Origin of the sequence: Mycobacterium kiyosense (genome assembly GCA_021654635.1) — a bacterium.
Taxonomy (GTDB): domain Bacteria; phylum Actinomycetota; class Actinomycetes; order Mycobacteriales; family Mycobacteriaceae; genus Mycobacterium; species Mycobacterium kiyosense.
In genome coordinates this window covers 2527810-2548758 of record AP025179.1, presented here as the reverse complement: position 1 = coordinate 2548758, position 20949 = coordinate 2527810, and the positions used below count along the sequence as shown (strand labels likewise).

Sequence of the window (20949 nt, the reverse complement as noted above, 5' to 3'; positions counted from 1 at the left end):
CCAACCGCCCCGCCGCGAATGCAACCCGGCTGCGAATCCGAGGCCGGAATTTCGCCGTGCGGTGGCCCCCGCGCGAGGACGCACGACGAACCGGGTCAGTCGCGCAGCATCTCCGCGACCAGGAAGGCCAGCTCCAGCGACTGCTGGGTGTTCAGCCGCGGGTCGCAGGCCGTCTCGTAGCGGCCCGCCAGGTCGGTGTCCGAGATGTCCTGCGCCCCGCCGAGACATTCGGTGACGTTCTCGCCGGTGATCTCGACGTGGATGCCGCCCGGGTGGGTGCCCAGCGCCCGGTGCACCTCGAAGAAGCCCTGCACCTCGTCGACGATCCGGTCGAAGTGCCGCGTCTTGTACCCGGTCGAGGACTCGTGGGTGTTGCCGTGCATCGGGTCGCACTGCCAGATCACCTGGTGACCCGCGGCCTGCACTTTCTCGATGATCGGCGGCAACACGTCGCGCACCTTGTTGTTGCCCAGCCGGCTCACCAGGGTCAGCCGGCCCGGCTTGTTGTGCGGGTCGAGCCGCTCGACGTATTCGACGGCCAGCTCCGGCGTCATCGTCGGGCCGATCTTGACGCCGATCGGGTTGGCGATCACCTCGGCGAACGCGACGTGCGCGCCGTCGAGCTGACGAGTCCGCTCGCCGATCCACACGGTGTGCGCCGACAGGTCGTACAGCTGCGGCTCGCCGTCTTCCACATCGGACAACCGCAGCATGGACCGCTCGTAGTCCAGCACCAGCGCCTCGTGGCTGGCGTAGATCTCGGCCGTCTGCAGGTTACGGTCGGCCACCCCCGCAGGCGCTCATGAAGTGCAGCGCCCGGTCGATCTCGGCGGCCAGCGCCTCGTAGCGGGCGCCGGCCGGGGAGGTGCGGACGAACTCTCGGTTCCAGTCGTGCGCCAGGTGCAGGGAGGAGAAGCCCGACGACGTCAGCGCCCGCACCAGGTTCATCGCGGCGCTGGCGTTGGCGTAGGCCCGCACCAGCCGCGACGGGTCGTGTGCGCGCGCGCCGCGGCATCCGGGGCGAACCCGTTGATCATGTCGCCGCGGTAGGACTTCAGCCCGAGCGCGTCGATGTCGGCCGACCGCGGCTTGGCGTACTGGCCCGCGATGCGGGCCACCTTGACCACCGGCATGCTGGCGCCGTAGGTCAGCACCACCGCCATCTGCAACAGGGTGCGGATGTTGCCCCGAATGTGCGGTTCGGTGTTGTCGGTGAACGTCTCGGCGCAGTCGCCGCCCTGCAGCAGGAAGGCCTCGCCGCGGGCAACCTGCGCCAGCTGTTCCTGCAGCCGGACGATCTCGGAGGCCACCGTCACCGGCGGAACGCTTTCGAGCACCGTGCGCATCGCCGCCGCCTGGTCGGCGTCCCAGCTGGGTTGCTGGGCGGCCGGCTTGGCCAGCGCGGTGTCCAGCTGTGCGCGCAGGTCAGCGGGCAGCGGCGGCAGCGGCGGCAGCTGGTCGATCGGAATATCGACGGTCCAGTTCATCGGTCCATCGTAGCTGTGGCCACTCGGCCGGGCTGATCAGGGCGAACGCTGCTCAGCGGTGATTATCCGGAAGCGCCGCAAGTGATCCCGCGCGTCCACCAGCGCGTCGTGCGCGTCGCGCGACCGTGGCGGCAGCCGCGGACTGCCGCGTTCTTCCCACAGTTGGCGTTCAGCGCAGCTACCGTGTGAATCGCGGGATGGCCCGGGGCAGCGCGGGCATCGCCCCCCACAGCTGACACAGCGCCACGTGGTCGTAAGCCGCGATCCAGGCCCACAGCTCGATGGGGTCCGAGCCGCCGACCCGGAAGAACTCTTCCAGGTCGGCGCGGATCCGGTTGCGGGAGCGCCACAGCGCCGAGGCCGGCGGCGGCAGCTTGGGCAACACGTTGGCCCGCACCCAGCTGCCGGCCCGTTCGGGATCGAATTCGGTGGAGACTGCGTAGTATTCGCGGCCGTCTTCGGCGACGACGCCGATCGAGATCAACTCGATGGTGCGGCCGTCCTCGATGAACTCGGTGTCATAGAAATACCGCACGTCGCAGCTTATCGAGTCAGCCGGCGCGGCGCGCCCCGGGCGTGCCTGCGGCGGGCTCGGCGACCAGGGTGGGCTCGATGCCGTCGGGCGGTGGGGCGGGATGCACATCCAGGTCGAGCTGGGCGTCGACCTCCCGCTCGTCGGGCAGGTGCGGCGTGCCCGCAATGGCGCCCTGCAGCAGCAGTTTGACCCGCACCACCGGCCGGCGCAGCCGGCGTTCGCGCTGCAGCGCGCGACGCATCTTGTTGGGTCGGCTGGTGTAGCGCCAGCGGGCCCACGGCGCGTGCGGCCGCGACAACCGGACCGCCCCGACCACCAGCAGCACCACCAGGAACATACCGAGCAGCCCCGTCCACACCTTGCCCTTGAGCACCACCACCACCGCCAGCGGCAGGGTGAACACCAACGCCACGGCCAGCGTGCTGCGCAGCACCACCCACTCGCCGCCGTAGCGGATCGGCAGCAGGAACATCAACGGGTGCAGGCCCAGGATCAGCAGTCCGGCCACCGCCACCGCGGCGAACACCGCGTCCACCGAGGTGCGCCCGTCCTCCTCCCAGTACACGTCGGACAGGTGCAGGATCAGCGCGTACTCGTCGAGCACCAGCGCGGCGCCGATCCCGAACAGGATGGCCGCCAAGCTGACCTGCGGTTCCTGACCGTTGATCGTCAAGGTCACCAGGGTCAGCCCGGACAGCATCACCAGCACCACCCCGACGGCGACGTGGTGGATGTGCACCGATCCGACGTAGATGTTGCGCGGCTGCCACCAGCGCACCGGGCGGCCGCGGTCGGCGCGGTGGCGGATGACCCGCACGAAGGTCCTGGTGACGAAGAAGGTCAGGATGAACGCGACCAGGCAGCACAGCAACGGCAGGTGGCCGCGGTCGATGATGTCGTGCTGCAGCCAACGATGCACCCTAAAAAGTTACGCCCGCCGGCCCGTCGGACGCCGAAAGCCGCGCTGGCCGGGGAAAGCACCGCGCGGTAACGATTAGGCTGTCACCGACATGACAAGATGGCGGTCGCCCGAGCTGGGCAGTCGACTCGGGCGGGTCTGCCTGTGGTGCCTGCTCTGGCTGCTGGCCGCCTCGGCGCTGGGTTACACGTGCTGGGAGCTGTTCGGGCACATCCCGTACCGCATCGACATCGACGTCTATCAGATGGGCGGCCAGGCCTGGCTGGACGGGCGGCCGCTGTATCACGGCAATGTGTTGTTCCACACACCCATCGTGGATCTGCCGTTCACCTATCCCCCGCTGGCTGCGGTCGTGTTCAGCCCGTTCGCCTGGCTGGGCATGCCGACCGCCAGTGTTGTGATCACGGCGGTGACGCTGGTGGTGCTGTTGGTGTCGACGACGATCGTGCTGACCCGCCTCGACGTGTGGGAGACCTCGGCGTTGCTGCCCGGCCCGGCGTGGCTGCGGCGCGCCTGGTTGGCGGTGATCGTGGTGACGCCCGCGTCGATCTGGGCGGAGCCGATCAGCTCGAACTTCGCGTTCGGTCAGATCAACGCCGTGTTGATGACGCTGGTGGTCGCCGACTGTTCCCCGCCGCACCCCGTGGCCGCGGGGGCTGCTGCTGGGGCTGGGCATCGCGCTGAAACTGACTCCGGCGGTGTTCCTGCTGTATTTGCTGCTGCGCCGGGACACCCGGGCCGCGTGCGTGGCGCTGGCCAGCTTCGCCGCCGCGACGCTGCTCGGGTTCGCGCTGGCCTGGCGCGACTCGTGGGAGTACTGGACGCACACGCTGCGCCACACCGACCGCATCGGCGAGGCGGCGCTGAACACCGATCAGAACATCGCCGGCGCGCTGGCCCGGCTCGGGCTCGACGAACACGCCCGCATGCCGTTGTGGATGCTGGCGTGCGTGGCCGTGCTGGCGCTGACCGTCTGGGCGATGCGCCGCGTGCTGCGGGCCGACGAGCCGACGCTGGCGATCGTATGCGTCGCCCTGTTCGGGCTGGTGGTGTCACCGGTCTCCTGGTCACATCACTGGGTCTGGATGCTGCCCACGGTGCTGGTGACCGGTGTGCTGGCCTGGCGTCGCCGCAATGTCGCGCTGGCCGTGGTCACCGCGGCGGGGATGGCGTTGATGAGGTGGACTCCGATCGACCTGCTGCCTAAACACCACGAGACCAGCGCCTCGTGGTGGCGGCAGCTGCTCGGCATGTCCTACGTGTGGTGGGCGCTGGCGGTGATCGTCGTCGCCGGCGCCACCGTCACCGCGCGAGTGGGCACCGCGCGTGCGGCGCAACGGCAACCCGTACCGGTCCCGGCCGCCTAACCAGGCACCTCCGGCTTATCGGGCCGCTAACCGGCTTGCGTCTCGGGGATTCGCGCGGCATCTGACGACGTCGACTCGGAACCGTCCGCGTCCTCGTCGGCGGCGCTGCCGTCCTTGACGCTGGCGGCGTAGATGTCGACGTACTCCTGCTCGGAGAGGCCCATCAGCTCGTACATCACCTCGTCGATGACGGCACGCTCGATGAAGTGGTTGCCGGCCAGCCCGTCGAACCGGGAGAAGTCCATCGGCTTGCCGAACCGGACGGTGACGCGGCCGAACCGCAGCATCGAGGTGCCGGGCGGGTTGACGACGTTGGTACCGATCATCGCGACCGGGATAACCGGAACTCCGGTCTGCAGGGCGAGCCGGGCCAGCCCGGTCTTGCCCTTGTACAGCCGGCCGTCGGGTGAGCGGGTGCCCTCGGGGTACATGCCGAGCAGCTTGCCCTGGGCCAGCACCTGCTTGGCGGTTTCCAGCGCGGCCTGCGCTGCCTCGGAGTCGGTGCGGTCGATGGGCACCTGCCCGACGGCGGTGTAGAACCAGCGGTTGAACCAGCCCTTGAGGCCGGTGCCGGTGAAATATTCGGACTTGGCCAGGAAGGTGATTCGACGCCGCACCACCAGCGGCAGGAAGAAGCTGTCCATCACCGCCAGGTGGTTACTGGCCAGGATCACCGGCCCCGAACTCGGAACGTGTTCCAGCCCTTCGACCTTTGGGGCGACCGATCACGGACAGCAAGGGACCGAGGAGTACGTACTTAAAAAAGGTAGTACCACATGGCCCTCCCTCTCACCCCGCACCGGACGGTGTCTGCGCCAACTGTACCCACCGAGCATGTGTGGGACCACCTCGCAACCGGTGGGTCATTCCTGCAGCGTCACCGGGATGGCCTGGTAGCGCGTCTTGGCACCGCCGTTGCCGTTGGTTTTCACCGTGGTGGATTCGGTGTCCGCACCGCCGCCCGGCGGGTCGTCGTCCGGCGCCGGCGAGGCGGCGGCGTCGCCGATATCGTCGACGATGGCGCGGACCACTTCCAGCAGCGCGACGCTGTGGCTGGCGATGACCGTCACCAACGGATGCTGTTCGCCGGTCACCACCGCGGCCAGCGCGCACACCGGACACCACACCTGCTGGCACTTGCCGGTTCCACCGCTGGAGGCCAGCAGGGCGGCTGCCCGCACTTTCGGGTCGATCCCGTCCAGAATGGCCTGCGCCAGCCGGCGCAGTTCGGATCCGACGTCAGTATGAGACCTACTCACTTCGGCCATACCTCCGGATCTGGTCTGAAACGCACTGTCAGCTCACTGCCCCGCAGCTGTGCGTCCAGCACCGTACACCGCCGCAGCACCGAGGCCAACCGAACCCGGCGCCGCACGCCACCTGCGCTGATGATCAAGTCGTCGTCCGATCGTCCCAATGTCAGCGATCCGGGATCGAGTTGCGGCAACGCTAGCCGCAGTCGGTACACCGATTCCAGTCCCGACCCCGATTCCAGGTCGACGGCGGGGCGCAGCGGCCCGGGTGGGTCCCCGCCGCGGCGACGACGAGCACCGTCCAGCAGCCCGCCGAGCGCTTTGGGTCCGATCGGCTCGCCGGGCTGGTGCGGCACCAGGACCAGGGCCACGTCGCCGATGGTGGCGTCGAGTTCGTCCAGGACCGCGCGTTGCTCGGAGATGCGTTCGGCGTACCAGTAGAACGCGGGATGGTCGGGCAGGCTGGTGTATTCATATGTCTCGTCCCGGACCAGGACCTGATTGACGAGCAGTTCCTCCACCCGCACCCCCATCAGCGCCAGCGAACCCAAGGTCCGGGCGGCCTCGGCGGCGACCACCCGCTCAGGGGTCAGCACCAGGTGCGCACTGACCGAATCACCGTCGGCCAGCAGCGAATTGAGCTCGTCGACGCTGACGCTGATGCGTTCCAGCAGGTTGACCAGCGCGCCGGAGCGGCCGTCGTCGGTCAGCCTGCGGTGCCGTGGCCACGCGCGTTCGACGTAGAGCCCGAACGTCGCGGGCAGGGTCAACATGCGCAGCGCGTCGGCGGTCGAAGCGCAGTCGACCACCACCCGGTCCCACCGCCCGGAGGCGGCGAGTTCGCCGACGGCGTGCAAGCCGAGCACTTCCTGGATGCCGGGCAGCGCCGAGAGTTCTTCGGGGGCAATGCTGCTCAACTCGGAGTCGGGAAATTGCGCGTCGAGGGCGTCGACGACTTCACGCCACCTGTGCTCCAGCAACGCCAGTGTGTCCAGCGCCAGGGCGTCGAGGAATCCGCCGCTGCCCTGCTCGCCTCCGGTCTCCAGATCGGTGAGCACCCGCACCGTTTCACCGCTACCGGTGGGCGGGACGGGAACGCCCAACACGTCGCCGAGCGAGTGCGCCTGGTCGGTCGACACGACGAGCACGCGCTGACCAGCGCTGGCATCAGCTACCGCGGTAGCCGATGCCAGGGTGGATTTTCCCACCCCGCCCTTACCGACGAAAAGACTGATCCGGGCCGGGGCGGGCGCGGCGGAATCGCTCAGCCCTCGACTCGTTTCTTCAGATCCTTCAGCGCGCCGTCGATGATCCTGCGCTCGGCCTTACGCTTGAGCATCCCGATCATCGGGACGGCCAGGTCGACCGACAGCTGATAGGTGACATCGGTGCCAGAACCCTTGGGCGCCAAGATATATGTGCCTTCCAGCGACTTGAGCAGCGAACTGGATTCCAGGCTCCAGCTCAGCGATTTGCGGTCAGCCGGCCACTGGTAATTCATGATCAAGGTGTCGCGGAAAATGGTCGCGTCCATCAACATGCGCGCCTTCTTGGCGTAGCCGTCGGCGTCGGCCTCGAGAACTTCGACCTCTTTGTACTCGTTGATCCATTCCGGGTAGGACTCGAGGTCGGCGATCGCCTTCATCACCTCAGCCGGATCCGCGTCGATGTGGATTGTCTGCTCCGTCTTGTCCGCCACCTGGCTACTTCCCTTTCCCCGTACCCGGGTCGACCCCGTTCATTCGCGGGAGTGCCCCGGGTCTCCCGGCAGAAACGGTACTCTCCAACGCTCGATATTGACCCGGTTAAACTACCGGAGATACCCCCACCGGACGTGACTGTTCCAGCGTCGTCTTCACCTCGAACGCCATTTTCTTACCCGCCACCCGGCGGCGGTGCGTCATCTTCGCCAGGTTCAGCTTGGCCAACTCCGCGGCCGAAACGCCGGTCGGCTCGGCGTGCAGGAAATAGTGCAGTATCACCCCGTCCAGCGACGGTTCCAGCCACACCTCCATGGTTCCGGTCAGGGCGCCGGCGACCGACCACCGGATGCCCTTTTCGGCCCGGTCTTCGGTGACCTGCAGCCGCAGGTCGGGCCACCAGCGGCGCCACTTCGATTCGTCCGCAATCGCGGCACCGACCAGGGCGCCGTCGGCGGCGACGTACGTTTCGTCGGCGATCTGGATACTGTTCACCGCCTCAGCTTCACATACCGCGCTCTCGGCGTGCCCCCATCCCCCGCTCGGCGATCGGATGATCCCCCGTGACCGGCCTTGGTCGACCTCGGCCACGCTGCGACAATGGCCCACTAGGCTGGGTGACAGCAATAGGTGCCACCCGATGTCAAGCGAGGTAAGAAGTGCGTCAGTACAGTGTCCCGGCCCGCTTCACCGTCGACGAGCACGACAACGTCGCCGCCGTGGTATTCGAACACGAACGCGACGATCCCGACTACGTGATCTATCAACGTCAGGTAGACAGCGCCTGGACCGACGTCACCTGTGCCGAGGCCGCGGCCCAAATCCGTTCCGTGGCACTGGGTTTGATCGGGCTCGGCGTGCAGGCAGGCGACCGGGTGTCCATTTTCTCGGCGACCCGCTACGAGTGGGCGATCCTGGATCTGGCCGTCCTTGCCATCGGTGGGGTCATCGTGCCGATCTATGAAACCTCCTCCGCCGAGCAGGTGCGGTGGGTGCTGCAGAACTCCGAGGCGGTGCTGGCCTTCGCAGAGACCGACGCGCACGCGGCCATCGTCACCCAACTCACCGGCGAACTACCCGCGCTGCGCCGGGTGCTGCACATCGACGGCTCGGGACCCAAGGCGATCGACGTGCTGGTGGAGGCCGGCGAATCGGTCGATCCGGGCGAACTCACCGCCCGCCAGGAGGCGTTGCGGTGCGATCACCCCGCGACGCTGATCTACACCTCGGGCACCACCGGACGCCCCAAGGGTTGCCAGCTCACCCATTCCAACCTGCTGCACGAGATCCGCGGCACCCGGGAATGCCTGCCGACGCTGCTCTGCGAGGGGCAGAAGTTGCTGGTGTTCTTGCCCCTGGCCCACGTTCTGGCCCGGGCACTGACCTTGTCGGCGTTCACCAGCAAAGTCACTGTCGGGTTCACCAGCGACATCAAGAACCTGCTGCCGATGTTCGCGGTATTCAAACCGACTGTGGTGGTGTCGGTTCCGCGTGTGTTCGAGAAGGTGTACAACACCGCAGAACAGAACGCCTTCAACGATGGCAAAGGCCCGATCTTCAAGGCTGCGGCGAAAGCCGCGGTCGACTGGAGTCGCGCCCTGGACGAGGGCAAACCGGGTCCGGTGCTGCGCGCCAAGCACGCCCTGTTCGACCGGCTCGTCTACCACAAGCTGCGCACGGCACTGGGCGGCGAATGCCGCGCCGCGGTGTCCGGCGGCGCGCCGCTCGGCGCCCGGTTAGGCCACTTCTACCGCGGTGTCGGACTGACCATCTACGAGGGCTACGGCCTGACCGAGACCAGCGCCGCGATCACCGTCAACCAGATCAACGGCCTCAAGATCGGGACGGTGGGAAAGCTGGTGCCCGGCAACAGCCTCAAGCTCGCCGAAGACAAAGAGGTGCTGGTACGCGGCGGCGTGGTGTTCGGCGGTTACTGGCACAACGAGCAGGCCACCGAAGAAGCGTTCAGCGACGGCTGGTTCCACACCGGCGATCTGGGCTCGGTCGACGAGGACGGCTTCGTCAGCATCGTGGGCCGCAAGAAGGAACTCATCGTCACCGCCGGCGGCAAGAACGTGGCACCGGCGGTACTCGAGGACCAGTTGCGGGCGCACGCGCTGATCAGCCAGGCGATGGTGGTTGGGGACAACAAACCGTTCATCGGCGCCTTGATCACCATCGACCCCGAGGCATTCGACAGTTGGAAGAGCCATCACCATAAAGCCGTCGGTGCCACGGTGGGTGAGTTGGCCACCGACCCCGATCTGGTCGCCGAGGTCGAGGCGGCCATCAAGCAAGCCAACCTGCAGGTGTCCCACGCCGAGGCAATCCGCAAGTTCCGGATTCTGCCCGTCGACTTCACCGAGGAGTCCGGTGAGCTGACACCCACCATGAAGGTGAAGCGCAACGTGGTGGCCGAGAAGTTCGCCTCCGAGATCGAGGCGATCTACCAGAAGGACTGACCAGCCGCCTCGCCGCGCAGCAGTTCGGCGAGCCGGGCCGCCAACGTGTCCCAGCGCCACTGCGTCATCACCCAGTCCCGGCCGGCCGCGCCCATCGCCGCCGCCCGGTCCGGATCGGTCAGCAACCCGGCGACCGCATCGGCGACCTGAGCCACCGAATTGCCATCTACCACCAGGCCAGTTTTGTTGTGCTGCACGGCTTCCGGAGCCCCGCCGGAGTCGCCGGCGATCACCGGAACACCGGTGGCCGATGCCTCCAGGAACACGATCCCGAGGCCTTCGACGTCCATCCCGGCGCCGCGGGTGCGGCACGGCATCGCGAACACGTCGGCCATCGCATGATGGGCGGGCAGCTCCTCGGCTGGCACACCGCCGGTGAACGTCACATGCTCGGCGACGCCGCTGTCGCGCGCCAGCCTGCGCAATGTCTCGAGGTAGGGGCCGCCTCCGACGATCACCAGCGCGGCGTCCCGGACCCGGCGCCGAATCGACGGCAGCGCCTTGATCAGCATGTCCTGCCCCTTGCGCGGGACAAGTCGCGACACGCATACCACCGTCGGCCGCTGACCGATCCGGTACCGGCTGCGCAGTTCGGCGCGGGCGGCAGGGTCGGGCCGGAACCGGTCGCTGTCCACGCCGGGCGGCAGGTACTCCAGCGACGCGCCCGGCCCGAAGGCGGGGGCGAACCGGGACCGGGTGTAGCGGCTCACGAATGTCACCACGTCGGTTGCGTCACCGATGCGGCGCAGCACCGATCGCGCCACCGGAAGCATCGACCACCCCACTTCGTGCCCGTGGGTACTGGCCAGCACCCTGGTGGCGCCGGCTTGGCGGGCCCGCGGCGCCAACAGCGCCAGTGGCGCGGCGGCCCCGAACCAGACCGTGTCGATGTGGTGCTCTTCGATCAGTCGGCGCATCCTGGTGTCGACCGACGGGACGGGCAACATCAGCGTGCTGGGATGGCGCACCACCCGGTAGCCGGCGGATCCGTCGAAAGCGTTGTCGCCCTTCCACTTCGGCGCATACACGGTGACGGTGTGTGCTCCCGACTCGACCAGCCGGCCGACGAATTCCCCCAGGTAGGACTGGATGCCGCCGCGGCGCGGGGGAAAGTCGTTGGTTACCAGCAGGACCCGGCTCACCCGGCTACGTTAGCGTGCCGGCTCGGCGGCCCACCGCTGCCAGTGGGTCAGCAGGCCGGCCGTGTCGATGCCCAGCACGTCGCGGACCGCGGTGGGCAAATCGGCGTGCCGTACGCCGCAGGCGGCCAGGTAGAGTTCGCGCAATTTCGCGGCGCCGTAGGCATCCGCGACAAACCGCGCGAACCACCAGGCCCGGTCGTATGCCAACGACAGCTCCGGCTCACCGGTGTCCAACTCGGCGTCGGCGGGTAGCGATTGCAGCGCGGGCAGCGCCGCGGCAGGCACCCCGATGTGCGGCCGCGCGACGAAGTCGGCCACCCCCTCGGTCAGCCAGCGTGGGGCGTCCAGCGCGGTGTCCGCGCGGGCGGCATAGTGAAACAGCTCGTGTGTCAACACAATTCGCAACGCACCGGCACTCATTGCGGCCGCGCCCGGCGCCAGCACGATCCGGGCACCGACCACTGTGCGACGCGCCGGATCGACCCGCTGGGCGACTGTGACGGCCGCGATGTCGGCACGCTGCGCGGCGGGGTCGTCGGCGGCCGCGGCGCGAAACTGTTCGCCGGAATCGGTGGCCACCACGGTGATCTCGGGCGACCAGTCGGTTCCCCAGAAGCCGACGACGGCATTCACCGCCGAGGGCATGTCCGCGGCCACCCGCGACAGCAGCGGGTCGGTGCTCGGTCCGCCCCGGCCGATCAATCGCACGGCGCGGTCACCGGCGACTGACATGGTCTGGGCGCCGCGGGCCGCTGCGGAGTCAGTTGCCGCGTGTCGCAACGGCACCGGATGGATCGACATCGCGAATGCCGTGGCCAACTCAGCGATCAGTGCACACGCCAACAGCAGGCGCGCCGAACGGCAACGGTGCGAGGATTCCGTCAGTAGCGGCGCGCGTCGTAGATCGGGCCGGAGGAGTCCATCGGCACCACGCGAACCGGCTGGCCGTAGGTGGAGGAATGGATCATCATTCCGTCACCGACGTAGATGCCGGCGTGCGATGCGTCGGAGTAGAAGGTCAGCACGTCTCCGGGCTGCAGCTCGCCGAGCGACACCGGCTGCCCACCGTGGGCCAGCGCCTGGCTGGAGTGCGGCAGCGAGATGCCGGCCTGCTGGAAAGCCCACATCACCAATCCCGAGCAGTCGAAGCCACCGGGCGCGGCGCCGCCCCACACGTAGGGCGAGCCGATCTGCGTCAACGCGGCTTGCACCACCATCGCGCGATCACCGCTGCCACCCTCGGGTGCGGTGAACGGCGCTCCGGTCACCCCGCCGGCGCCACCGGGAGCGGGAGCCTCGGGAGCCGGCGCGCCCTCCGGCGCGGGCGGCGCACCCGGCGGCAACGCCTCGGGACCGGGAGCGCCCGGCGCGCCCGGAGCCCCTTGCGGAACCGGGCCGGGCTGGGCCAGCGCGGTGCGCTGGTCCGGTGTCAGCGCCGCGTACTGCGACTTGACCACGGCGATCTGCACCTGCAGCTGACTCTGCTTGTGTTGCAGGTTGGCCCGCACCGCCGCGGCTTGCTCGGCGGCGGCCTTGGCGTCCGCGGCCGACTTGGCGGCGGCCTGCTCAGCCTTGGTGGCCTCTGCGTTCGCGGCCTTGAAGCTGGCCATCTGCGCTGACATCTGACCCGCCATCACCCGCTGCACCGCCAGCCCGTCGATCAGCAGCTGCGGCGACTCCGCGGTCAAGATGGCATCCAGACCGTTGGTCCGGCCGCCCATGTAGACCGCGGCGGCGACCTTGTTGACCGTGTTCTGCAGCGCGGCCAATCGGGCCTTCGACGCCTGCACGGCGGTTTGGGCTTCGTTCAGTTTGCTCTCGGCGGCCCGCTGGGCGGCCAGCTTTTCGTTCAAGTCGAGCTGCGCGCTGTGCATCGCTTCGGTGGTCTGCTCGGCCTGCCGGGAAAGCTCGTTCAGCTTCGCCACTGCGTCCTGGGCGGGATCGGCCATCGCAATACCCGCGGTGATGCCGGACAACACGACGAAGCTCGCTAACGAACCGATGGCGGACCGCTTGATTGCGCGCGCGATCGAATGCCTACAGTCGAGCCTCAAGATTGCTTCCTTAAACTGCCATCGACGTTTATCCGCCGAGCTGGTTTAGGTCTCAAACAGGTTACGAAACGATATCGACGTTTGTCCAAAGGGGGGCGTTAAGAAAATGGGAAGATTTCTGTCATTTCTATGTGATTGAAGGATCTTGCCGTCGACGACCCTACACGACCCGATCACGCGACCCCTTTAGGCGACACCACCCGGCCGCCGCGGATCGGCACCAGCCGTAACCGCGGCGCCAAACCCACCTCGGCCAGCGCCTCCAACGCGACTTGCTCGTCGTACGAAAGGGTTTCGGGCACGCCGAGTAAGACGCTGACCACGCAGTCGCGGCAGCCGGAGCCACGCACCGCGCAATCGTCGCAGTCGATGACCACCGGTTCCCCCGGCCTGGGCCCGGCAGCACCCTCACTTCCGGCTGCACCGTTGAGTGCCATCTGAGTCGGTCCTCTCCGTCGGCTTTCCCTCGCAAAGTCAGGCTGCACCGCACGCTAGCGGTGGGCACCGACAACTGGCTCCATCGGACAATTCCGGATCCGCGGGCGCGGGCCGTCCGGCGCGGGAGCCGACGGTTGTCGGTGCGCCTGCCTAACGTCACCGGCATGGGTGCTGCGACCGGTGCGACTCAGCTCAGCTTCACCGGGCTCTGCGACGGACTCGAGGCATGGCAACAGCCCCAGGAGCGCCCGCTGCGCGAGACCACGTTCGTCGTGGTCGACCTGGAGACCACCGGCGGGCGCGCCGTCGGCAACACCGCGGCCGCGCCGGACGCCATCACCGAGATCGGCGCGGTCAAGGTGCGCGGCGGCGCCGTCCTGGGCGAATTCGCCACCCTCGTCGACCCCGGGCGCAGCATCCCGCCCCAGATCGTCCGACTGACCGGAATCACCACGGCGATGGTCTGCGACGCCCCCACCATCGATGCGGTCCTGCCGATGTTCTTCGAGTTCGCCGGCGACGCGGTGCTGGTCGCCCACAACGCCGGCTTCGACGTCGGCTTCCTGCGCGCCGCGGCCGAGCGGTGCCAGCTGCACTGGCCGCGCCCGAAGGTGCTGTGCACCGTCCGGCTGGCCCGGCGGGTGCTGAGCCGGGAGGAGGCGCCCAGCGTGCGACTGGCCGAGTTGGCGCGGCTGTTCGCGGTGGCGACGCAACCGACGCACCGTGCCCTCGACGACGCCCGCGCCACCGTCGACGTGCTGCATGCCCTGATCGAGCGGGTGGGCAACCAGGGCATCCACACCTATACCGACCTGCGGTCCTACCTGCCCGACGTGACCCCCGCCCAGCGCCGCAAGCGGGTGCTGGCCGACGGGCTGCCGCGCCGGCCGGGTGTCTATCTGTTCCGTGGCCCGTCGGGCGAGGTGCTCTATATCGGCACCGCGGTCGACCTGCGACGGCGGGTCAGCCAGTACTTCACCGGCGCCGATCCGCGCGGCAGGATGAAAGAGATGGTCAGCCTCGCCGCTGCGGTCGACCACGTCGAATGCGCACACCCGCTGGAGGCCGGAGTGCGGGAACTTCGGTTGCTGGCCGCCCACGCCCCGCCCTACAACCGCCGGTCGCGGTTTCCGCACCGGTGGTGGTGGGTGGTGCTCACCGACGAGGCGTTCCCGCGGCTCTCGGTGGTGCGCAACCCGCGCCACGACCGTGCCATCGGCCCGTTCCGGTCCCGGACGGACGCCGCGGACACCGCTGCCCTGCTCGCCCGCTTCACCGGCGTGCGGACCTGCACCAAACGGCTGGCGCGGTCGGCCCGGCACGGGCCGGCCTGTCCCGAACTCGAGGTGTCGCCCTGCCCGGCGGCCCGGGACGCGACGGCCGAGCAGTACGCCGCGGCGGCGCGGCGCGTCGAAACGCTGATCGACGGCACCGACAACACCGCGCTGGCCGCGGCCGTCGACCAGGTCTCGGCACTGGCCGAGCGCCGCCACTACGAGAGCGCGGCACGGTTGCGCGACCACATCTGCACCGCCGTCGAGGTGCTGTGGCGCGGTCAGCGGCTGCGCGCCCTGGCCGCGCTGCCCGAGCTGATCGCCGCAGCACCAGACGGGGATAAGGGGTACGAACTCGTCGTCATCCGCCACGGCCAACTCGCCGCTGCCGGCGTGGCGCGGCGCGGGGTGCCGCCGATGCCCGTGGTCGAGGCCATCGCCGCCGGCGCCCAGACGATCCTGCCGTCCGCCGCCCCGCTCGGTGGTGCGCTGGTCGAGGAGACCGCGCTGATCGCCCGCTGGCTGGCCGCGCCGGGGGTGCGGATCGTCCGCGTCACCGGCGCGCAGGACGCCGGCTGGGCCTCACCGCTGCGGTCGGCCGGCCCGTGGGCCCGATGGGCGGCAGCGGCCCGTTCGGCGAAACTGGCTGCCGAGCAATTGGACTCACACCTGCTGACTGAACCGCACCCAACGCGCGAGCAACTGTTCGGCCGCCCCGCTGTCGATCGCGGTGACGGCCCGGCGCAAACCGTCCTCCCACGCCGGCAACCACTCAGCGCGGCTGGATAACCCGGCGTGCGCCACCAGCGCGCCCGCGGCGTTGAGCACCACCGCGTCGCGCACCGGCCCGTGCTCCCCGGCCAGCACCGCGCGCACCTCCGCGGCGTTCGTCTCGGCGTCGCCGCCGCGCAATTCGTCGAGGTCGGCTCGGGCGAACCCGAAGCCCGCGGGGTCGAACTTCAGCCTGTCCACGGTGCCCGCCTGTACCCGCCAGATAGTGCTCGTGGTGGTGGTGGTCAGCTCGTCGAGCCCGTCGTCGCCGTGCACCACCAGCACGCTGGACCGGCGCGCAGCAAACACGCCCGCCATCACCTCGGCGAGCTCGGCGAAGGCGCAGCCGATCAATCCGGCCCGCGGTTGGGCCGGATTGGTAAGTGGCCCAAGCAGATTGAACACCGTGGGCACGCCCATATCGCGGCGCACCTGCGCTGCGTGCCGATATGACGGATGGAACTGCGGGGCGAAGCAAAACCCGATCCCGATCTCGCGCAGACTGCTCGCGACCTGTTCGGGACCCAGGTCGATGCGCACGCCGAGCGCCTCCAGCGTGTCGGCACCGCCGGACAGCGAGGAGGCCGCGCGGTTGCCGTGTTTGACCACCGGCACCCCGGCGGCCGCCACCACGATCGACGCCATGGTCGACAGGTTGACGGTGTTGACGCCGTCGCCACCGGTCCCGACGACGTCCACGGCGTCCTCGGGCAGCGCGGGCATCGGGCGGGCGTGGTGCAGCATCACCCCGGCCAGTTCGCTGACTTCGTCGGCCGTCGGGCCTTTCATCGTCAGCGCCACGGCGAACGCGGCGATCTGGACCGGCCGCGCCTGGCCAGCCATGATCTGGTCCATGGCCCACGCGGCCTGCCGGCGCGTCAGGTTGCGCCCGCCGGTCAGGCAGCCCAGCACCTGCGGCCACGACGGCGACACGCCCGGGGAATCCCCGCGCGACACAGCTTCCGATGACGCAGCCACGCGCCGATGGTCCCACGCCGACCTGCCGCACCGGCCAGGCGGCCGAAAATGATGCGCGACACGATTTACCGGAAATTTCTGACCCGGGTAGTGCTCGACAACTACAAAGCGTCATACTTGCGGATGTGACGAGTGCTGTAGGGACCTCGGGTACTGCGATTACGTCGCGAGTCCATTCGCTGAACCGCCCCAACATGGTCAGTGTTGGCACCATAGTGTGGCTGTCAAGCGAGCTCATGTTCTTTGCTGGCCTGTTCGCGTTCTACTTCACGGCGCGAGCGCAGGCCGGCGGGAACTGGCCGCCGCCGCCGACGGAGCTGAACCTGTACCAGGCCGTGCCGGTGACGCTGGTGTTGATCGCCTCGTCGTTCACCTGCCAGATGGGGTGTTCGCGGCCGAACGCGGCGACGTCTTCGGACTGCGCCGCTGGTACGTGATCACGTTCCTGATGGGCCTGTTCTTCATCCTCGGTCAGGCCTACGAGTACTACCACCTGGCCACCCACGGCACGACCATTCCCGGCAGCGCCTACGGCAGCGTGTTCTACCTGGCGACCGGGTTCCACGGACTGCACGTCACCGGCGGTCTGATCGCCTTCATCTTCCTGCTGGTGCGCACCACCATGAGTAAGTTCACCCCGGCGCAGGCCACCGCGAGCATCGTCGTGTCGTACTACTGGCACTTCGTCGACATCGTGTGGATTGCGCTGTTCACGGTGATCTATTTCATCCGCTAATCCGTTTCAGCCCACCCCTCCCAACAGGCCCGAGAACAGGAGTGCTCAGTTGAAGAGACTGGGATTCACCCGATCCGGCCGGCGGCCCGGCCAGCCGGAAAAGCGGCGCGACGATCGCTCGCGGCGGCGCCTTCGCCGTCGGCTGTCGGGTGCGTTGCTGCTGCTGATCGCTCTGACCATCGCCGGCGGGTTGGCGGCGGTGCTGACCCCGACCCCCCAGGTGGCGGTGGCCGACGAGTCGGGCCTGGCCCAACTGCGAAGCGGCCAGCAGCTTTACGAGACCTCCTGCGTGTCCTGCCACGGCGCCAACCTGCAGGGTGTGCCGGACCACGGGCCCAGCCTGATCGGTGTCGGCGACGCCGCCGTCTACTTCCAGGTGTCGACCGGCCGGATGCCCGCCATGCGCGGTGAAGCCCAGGCGCAGCGCAAGGAACCGATCTTCGACGAACACCAGATCGACGCGATCGGCGCCTACGTGCAGGCCTACGGTGGCGGCGGCCCGACCGTGCTGCGCAACCCCGACGGCAGCCTGCAGATGGCGTCGCTGCGCGGGTCCGACCTCGGCCGCGGCGGCGACCTGTTCCGGTTGAACTGCGCCTCCTGCCACAACTTCACCGGCAAGGGCGGCGCGCTGTCCTCCGGCAAGTTTGCACCCGACCTCGGTCCCGCCAACGAGCAGCAGATCCTGACCGCGATGCTGACCGGCCCGCAGAACATGCCGAAGTTCTCCGACCGTCAGCTCTCGTTGGAGTCGAAGAAGGACATCATCGCCTACGTGCGCACCGTCGCCGAGGAGCGCACCCCGGGCGGCTACGGCCTGGGCGGATTCGGACCCGCACCCGAGGGCATGGCGATGTGGATCATCGGCATGGTCGGCGCCATCTCGCTGGCACTGTGGATTGGGGCGCGCTCATGAGCGAATCTGACGCGAAACTCGGTTCGGACACCGACACCGGCACACACTCGGGCGACAAGGAACCAGACGACGCGGCGCTGGCCGAGATGTCGACCCAGGAACTGCTGGACCTGGGCAGCAAGATGGACGGCGTCGAGATCGTCTACAAGGAGCCGCGCTGGCCGGTTCCGGGCACCAAAGCCGAGAAGCGCGCCGCGCGCTCGGTGGCCACCTGGCTTTTGCTGGGCGGCGGCTTCGGCCTGGCGTTGCTGCTGGTTTTCCTGTTCTGGCCGTGGGAGTACAAGCCCAAGGGCGCCGACGGCAGCCTGCTCTACTCGCTGGCCACCCCGCTGTACGGATTCACCTTCGGGATGTCGGTGCTGTCCATCGCGATCGGCGCGGTGCTCTTCCAGAAACGCTTTATCCCCGAAGAGATCACGATCCAGGACCGGCACGACGGCGCCTCCCGCGAGATCGACCGCAAGACGGTGGTGGCCAACCTCACCGACGCCTACGAAGGCTCCACCATCGGGCGCCGCAAGCTGATCGGCGCGTCCTTCGGACTGGGGCTGGGCGCGTTCGGCCTCGGCACCCTGGTCGCGTTTGCCGGTGGCCTGATCAAGAATCCGTGGAAGCCGGTCGTCCCCACCGCCGAAGGCATGCAAGCCACGCTGTGGACCTCGGGATGGACCCCGCGGTTCAAGGGCGAGACCATCTATCTGGCGCGGGCCACCGGTGCCCACGACGGACCGCCCTACGTCAAGATGCGTCCCGAGGACATGGACGCCGGCGGCATGGAGACGGTCTTCCCGTGGCGGGAGTCCGACGGCGACGGCACCACGGTGGAATCCCACGAGAAGCTCTCGGCGATCTCGCTGGGTATCCGTAACCCGGTGATGCTCATCCGCATCAAGCCCAGCGACATGGACCGCGTGGTCAAGCGCAAGGGTCAGGAAAGCTTCAACTGGGGCGAGTTCTTCGCCTTCACCAAAGTCTGCTCGCACCTGGGTTGCCCCCTCGTCGCTGTACGAGCAGCAGTCCTACCGAATCTTGTGCCCTTGCCACCAGTCGCAGTTCGACGCGCTGCACTTCGCCAAGCCGATCTTCGGTCCGGCGGCCCGTGCGCTGGCGCAGCTGCCGATCACAATCGACAAGAACGGGTATCTCGTTGCCAACGGCAACTTCATCGAGCCCGTCGGTCCGGCATTCTGGGAGCGCACCACAACATGAGTCCGAAACTGAGTCCCCCCGAAGATCGGTGACGTGCTGGCCGCTCAAGGCGAAGGCATCGACACCCGGTATCACCCGTCGGCCGCGGTGCGTCGCCAGCTCAACAAGGTGTTCCCGACGCACTGGTCGTTCCTGCTCGGTGAGATCGCGCTGTACAGCTTCATCGTGCTGCTGCTCACCGGTGTGTATCTGACCCTGTTCTTCGACCCGTCCATGTCCGAGGTCACCTACAACGGCGTCTACCAACCGCTGCGCGGGGTGGAGATGTCGCGGGCCTACGAGACGGCGCTCAACATCTCCTTCGAGGTGCGCGGCGGCCTGTTCGTGCGCCAGGTCCACCACTGGGCCGCGCTGATGTTCTCCGCCTCGATCATGGTGCACCTGGCGCGCATCTTCTTCACCGGCGCGTTCCGCCGCCCGCGTGAGGCGAACTGGGTGATCGGGTCGCTGCTGCTGATCCTGTCGATGTTCGAGGGCTACTTCGGCTACTCGCTGCCCGACGACCTGCTGTCCGGTATCGGCCTGCGCGCCGCCCTGTCGTCGATCACCCTGGGCATGCCGATCATCGGGACCTGGCTGCACTGGGCGCTGTTCGGCGGCGACTTCCCCGGCACCATCCTGATCCCGCGCCTCTACGCGCTGCACATCCTGCTGATCCCCGGCATCATCCTGGCGCTGATCGGCGTGCACATGGCGCTGGTGTGGTTCCAGAAGCACACCCAGTTCCCCGGCCCCGGCCGCACCGAGCACAACGTCGTCGGCGTGCGCGTGATGCCGGGCTTCGCGGTGAAGTCCGGTGCCTACTTCGCCTGCATCGTCGGTGTGCTCGGCCTGATGGGCGGGCTGTTGCAGATCAACCCGATCTGGAACCTGGGCCCTTACAAGCCCTCTCAGGTCTCGGCCGGCTCGCAGCCCGACTTCTACATGATGTGGACCGAGGGCCTGGCCCGTATCTGGCCGGCGTGGGAGTTCTACTTCTGGCACCACACCATTCCCGCCGTGGTCTGGGTCGGCCTGATCATGGGACTGGTCTTCATCCTGCTGATCATCTATCCGTTCCTGGAGAAGCGGTTCACCGGCGACTACGCCCACCACAACCTGCTGCAGCGGCCGCGTGACGTGCCGGTGCGCACCGCGATCGGCGCGATGGCGATCAGCTTCTACATGGTGCTGACCCTGGCCGCGATGAACGACATCATCGCGTTCAAGTTCCACATCTCGCTCAACGCCACCACCTGGATCGGCCGCATCGGCATGGTGGTCCTGCCGCCGCTGGTCTACTTCATCACCTACCGGTGGGCCGTCGGGCTGCAGCGCAGCGACCGCGCGGTGCTCGAGCACGGTGTGGAGACCGGCATCATCAAGCGCCTGCCGCACGGCGCCTACATCGAACTGCACCAGCCGCTGGGTCCCGTCGACGACCACGGCCACCCCATCCCGCTGGAATACCAGGGCGCCCCGTTGCCCAAGAAGATGAACAAGCTGGGCTCGGCCGGCTCCCCCGGCAGCGGCAGCTTCCTGTTCGCCGACCCGGCATCGGAGGACGCGGCGCTGCGCGAGGCAAGCCATGCCGCCGAGCACCGTGCCCTCACCGCGCTGCGCGAGCGCCAGGAGAACGGCAACGGCTCACCTAACGGGGAGCACCACTAAGACACGCCACCGAGCGCGCAGGAGTCGGTCCGCCAAGCGGGCGGGTGCCATCCGCGGT

At 68.4% G+C, this 20949-nt stretch carries 12 protein-coding genes and 8 pseudogenes; 7 read left to right on the top strand and 13 right to left on the bottom strand.

The annotated features are described in order from the left end of the window. Window positions 1-95 precede the first annotated feature (95 nt). From L6444_RS12065 to L6444_RS12055, 3 genes and pseudogenes are all read right to left on the bottom strand, one after another. Window positions 96-1487, bottom strand: a pseudogene (locus L6444_RS12065) (class II 3-deoxy-7-phosphoheptulonate synthase). Between the two features lie 36 nt (window positions 1488-1523). After that, window positions 1524-2022 (bottom strand): annotated as a pseudogene (locus tag L6444_RS12060) (polyadenylate-specific 3'-exoribonuclease AS). 16 nt (window positions 2023-2038) lie between these two features. Continuing rightward, the gene (locus L6444_RS12055; protein WP_236982875.1) at window positions 2039-2941 is read right to left on the bottom strand and encodes a hypothetical protein; all 903 of its coding nucleotides are present in this window, start codon (window positions 2939-2941) and stop codon (window positions 2039-2041) included. 91 nt (window positions 2942-3032) lie between these two features. On the opposite strand from L6444_RS12055, the pseudogene L6444_RS12050 reads away from it, so the two are divergent. Continuing rightward, window positions 3033-4308, top strand: a pseudogene (locus L6444_RS12050) (glycosyltransferase 87 family protein). 26 nt (window positions 4309-4334) lie between these two features. Here L6444_RS12050 and L6444_RS12045 read toward each other — a convergent pair. The 5 genes and pseudogenes from L6444_RS12045 to L6444_RS12025 all read right to left on the bottom strand — a co-directional run bounded on the left by L6444_RS12045 (window position 4335) and on the right by L6444_RS12025 (window position 7756). Next, window positions 4335-5086 (bottom strand): annotated as a pseudogene (locus L6444_RS12045) (lysophospholipid acyltransferase family protein). Between the two features lie 85 nt (window positions 5087-5171). Then, complete coding sequence (locus tag L6444_RS12040) at window positions 5172-5567, bottom strand: hypothetical protein (RefSeq protein ID WP_236982872.1); 396 nt, start codon at window positions 5565-5567, stop codon at window positions 5172-5174. After that, entirely contained in the window at window positions 5564-6829 is a 1266-nt protein-coding gene (locus L6444_RS12035) for an ArsA family ATPase (protein WP_236984039.1), read from the bottom strand. The genes L6444_RS12040 and L6444_RS12035 overlap by 4 nt, the downstream gene beginning before the upstream one ends. Further along, the gene (locus L6444_RS12030) at window positions 6826-7260 is read right to left on the bottom strand and encodes an SRPBCC family protein (RefSeq protein WP_236982870.1); all 435 of its coding nucleotides are present in this window, start codon (window positions 7258-7260) and stop codon (window positions 6826-6828) included. The genes L6444_RS12035 and L6444_RS12030 overlap by 4 nt, the downstream gene beginning before the upstream one ends. A gap of 106 nt (window positions 7261-7366) precedes the next feature. Continuing rightward, the gene (locus tag L6444_RS12025; RefSeq protein ID WP_236982868.1) at window positions 7367-7756 is read right to left on the bottom strand and encodes a polyketide cyclase / dehydrase and lipid transport; all 390 of its coding nucleotides are present in this window, start codon (window positions 7754-7756) and stop codon (window positions 7367-7369) included. A gap of 164 nt (window positions 7757-7920) precedes the next feature. Between L6444_RS12025 and L6444_RS12020 the strand changes: the two genes are divergently transcribed. Further along, entirely contained in the window at window positions 7921-9723 is a 1803-nt protein-coding gene (locus tag L6444_RS12020) for an AMP-dependent synthetase/ligase (protein WP_236982866.1), read from the top strand. On the opposite strand, the gene pimB is transcribed toward L6444_RS12020, so the two are convergent. From pimB to L6444_RS12000, 4 genes are all read right to left on the bottom strand, one after another. Next, the gene (gene pimB, locus L6444_RS12015) at window positions 9708-10865 is read right to left on the bottom strand and encodes a GDP-mannose-dependent alpha-(1-6)-phosphatidylinositol monomannoside mannosyltransferase (RefSeq protein ID WP_236982864.1); all 1158 of its coding nucleotides are present in this window, start codon (window positions 10863-10865) and stop codon (window positions 9708-9710) included. The two genes, L6444_RS12020 and pimB, sit on opposite strands and share 16 nt — an antisense overlap. A 9-nt stretch (window positions 10866-10874) precedes the next feature. Then, window positions 10875-11666, bottom strand: a complete 792-nt coding sequence (locus L6444_RS12010; protein ID WP_370653186.1) for a hypothetical protein — start codon at window positions 11664-11666, stop codon at window positions 10875-10877. A gap of 80 nt (window positions 11667-11746) precedes the next feature. Further along, a complete protein-coding gene (ripC, locus tag L6444_RS12005) occupies window positions 11747-12919 on the bottom strand; it encodes a peptidoglycan hydrolase RipC (protein WP_236982856.1) in 1173 nt (390 codons plus the stop codon). Window positions 12920-13092: 173 nt separating this feature from the next. Further along, complete coding sequence (locus L6444_RS12000) at window positions 13093-13356, bottom strand: hypothetical protein (protein ID WP_236982854.1); 264 nt, start codon at window positions 13354-13356, stop codon at window positions 13093-13095. Window positions 13357-13521: 165 nt separating this feature from the next. Here L6444_RS12000 and L6444_RS11995 point away from each other — a divergent pair. Beyond that, a pseudogene (locus tag L6444_RS11995) lies at window positions 13522-15357 on the top strand (DEDD exonuclease domain-containing protein); the annotation flags it as partial. Here L6444_RS11995 and trpD read toward each other — a convergent pair. Next, window positions 15295-16380: an anthranilate phosphoribosyltransferase gene (trpD, locus tag L6444_RS11990; protein ID WP_236982852.1), complete on the bottom strand. Its 1086-nt coding sequence runs from the start codon at window positions 16378-16380 to the stop codon at window positions 15295-15297. The pseudogene L6444_RS11995 and the gene trpD overlap by 63 nt on opposite strands. Before the next feature lie 125 nt (window positions 16381-16505). On the opposite strand from trpD, the pseudogene ctaE reads away from it, so the two are divergent. The 4 genes and pseudogenes from ctaE to qcrB all read left to right on the top strand — a co-directional run bounded on the left by ctaE (window position 16506) and on the right by qcrB (window position 20891). Continuing rightward, window positions 16506-17116: pseudogene (gene ctaE, locus L6444_RS11985) on the top strand (aa3-type cytochrome oxidase subunit III). Window positions 17117-17165: 49 nt separating this feature from the next. Beyond that, on the top strand, window positions 17166-18032 hold the full coding sequence (gene qcrC / locus L6444_RS11980; protein WP_370652862.1) for a cytochrome bc1 complex diheme cytochrome c subunit: 867 nt from the start codon (window positions 17166-17168) through the stop codon (window positions 18030-18032). Beyond that, a pseudogene (gene qcrA / locus L6444_RS11975) lies at window positions 18029-19241 on the top strand (cytochrome bc1 complex Rieske iron-sulfur subunit). Before qcrC ends, qcrA begins: the two are co-directional and overlap by 4 nt. Further along, a pseudogene (qcrB, locus tag L6444_RS11970) lies at window positions 19238-20891 on the top strand (cytochrome bc1 complex cytochrome b subunit). The pseudogenes qcrA and qcrB overlap by 4 nt, the downstream one beginning before the upstream one ends. Window positions 20892-20949: the final 58 nt, after the last annotated feature.

Excerpts from the sequence above, each read along its gene's own strand:
- L6444_RS12000 (WP_236982854.1), bottom strand. The coding sequence starts at position 13,356 with ATGGCACTCAACGGTGCAGCCGGAAGTGAGGGTGCTGCCGGGCCCAGG.
- L6444_RS12010 (WP_370653186.1), bottom strand. The coding sequence starts at position 11,666 with ATGTCGATCCATCCGGTGCCGTTGCGACACGCGGCAACTGACTCCGCA.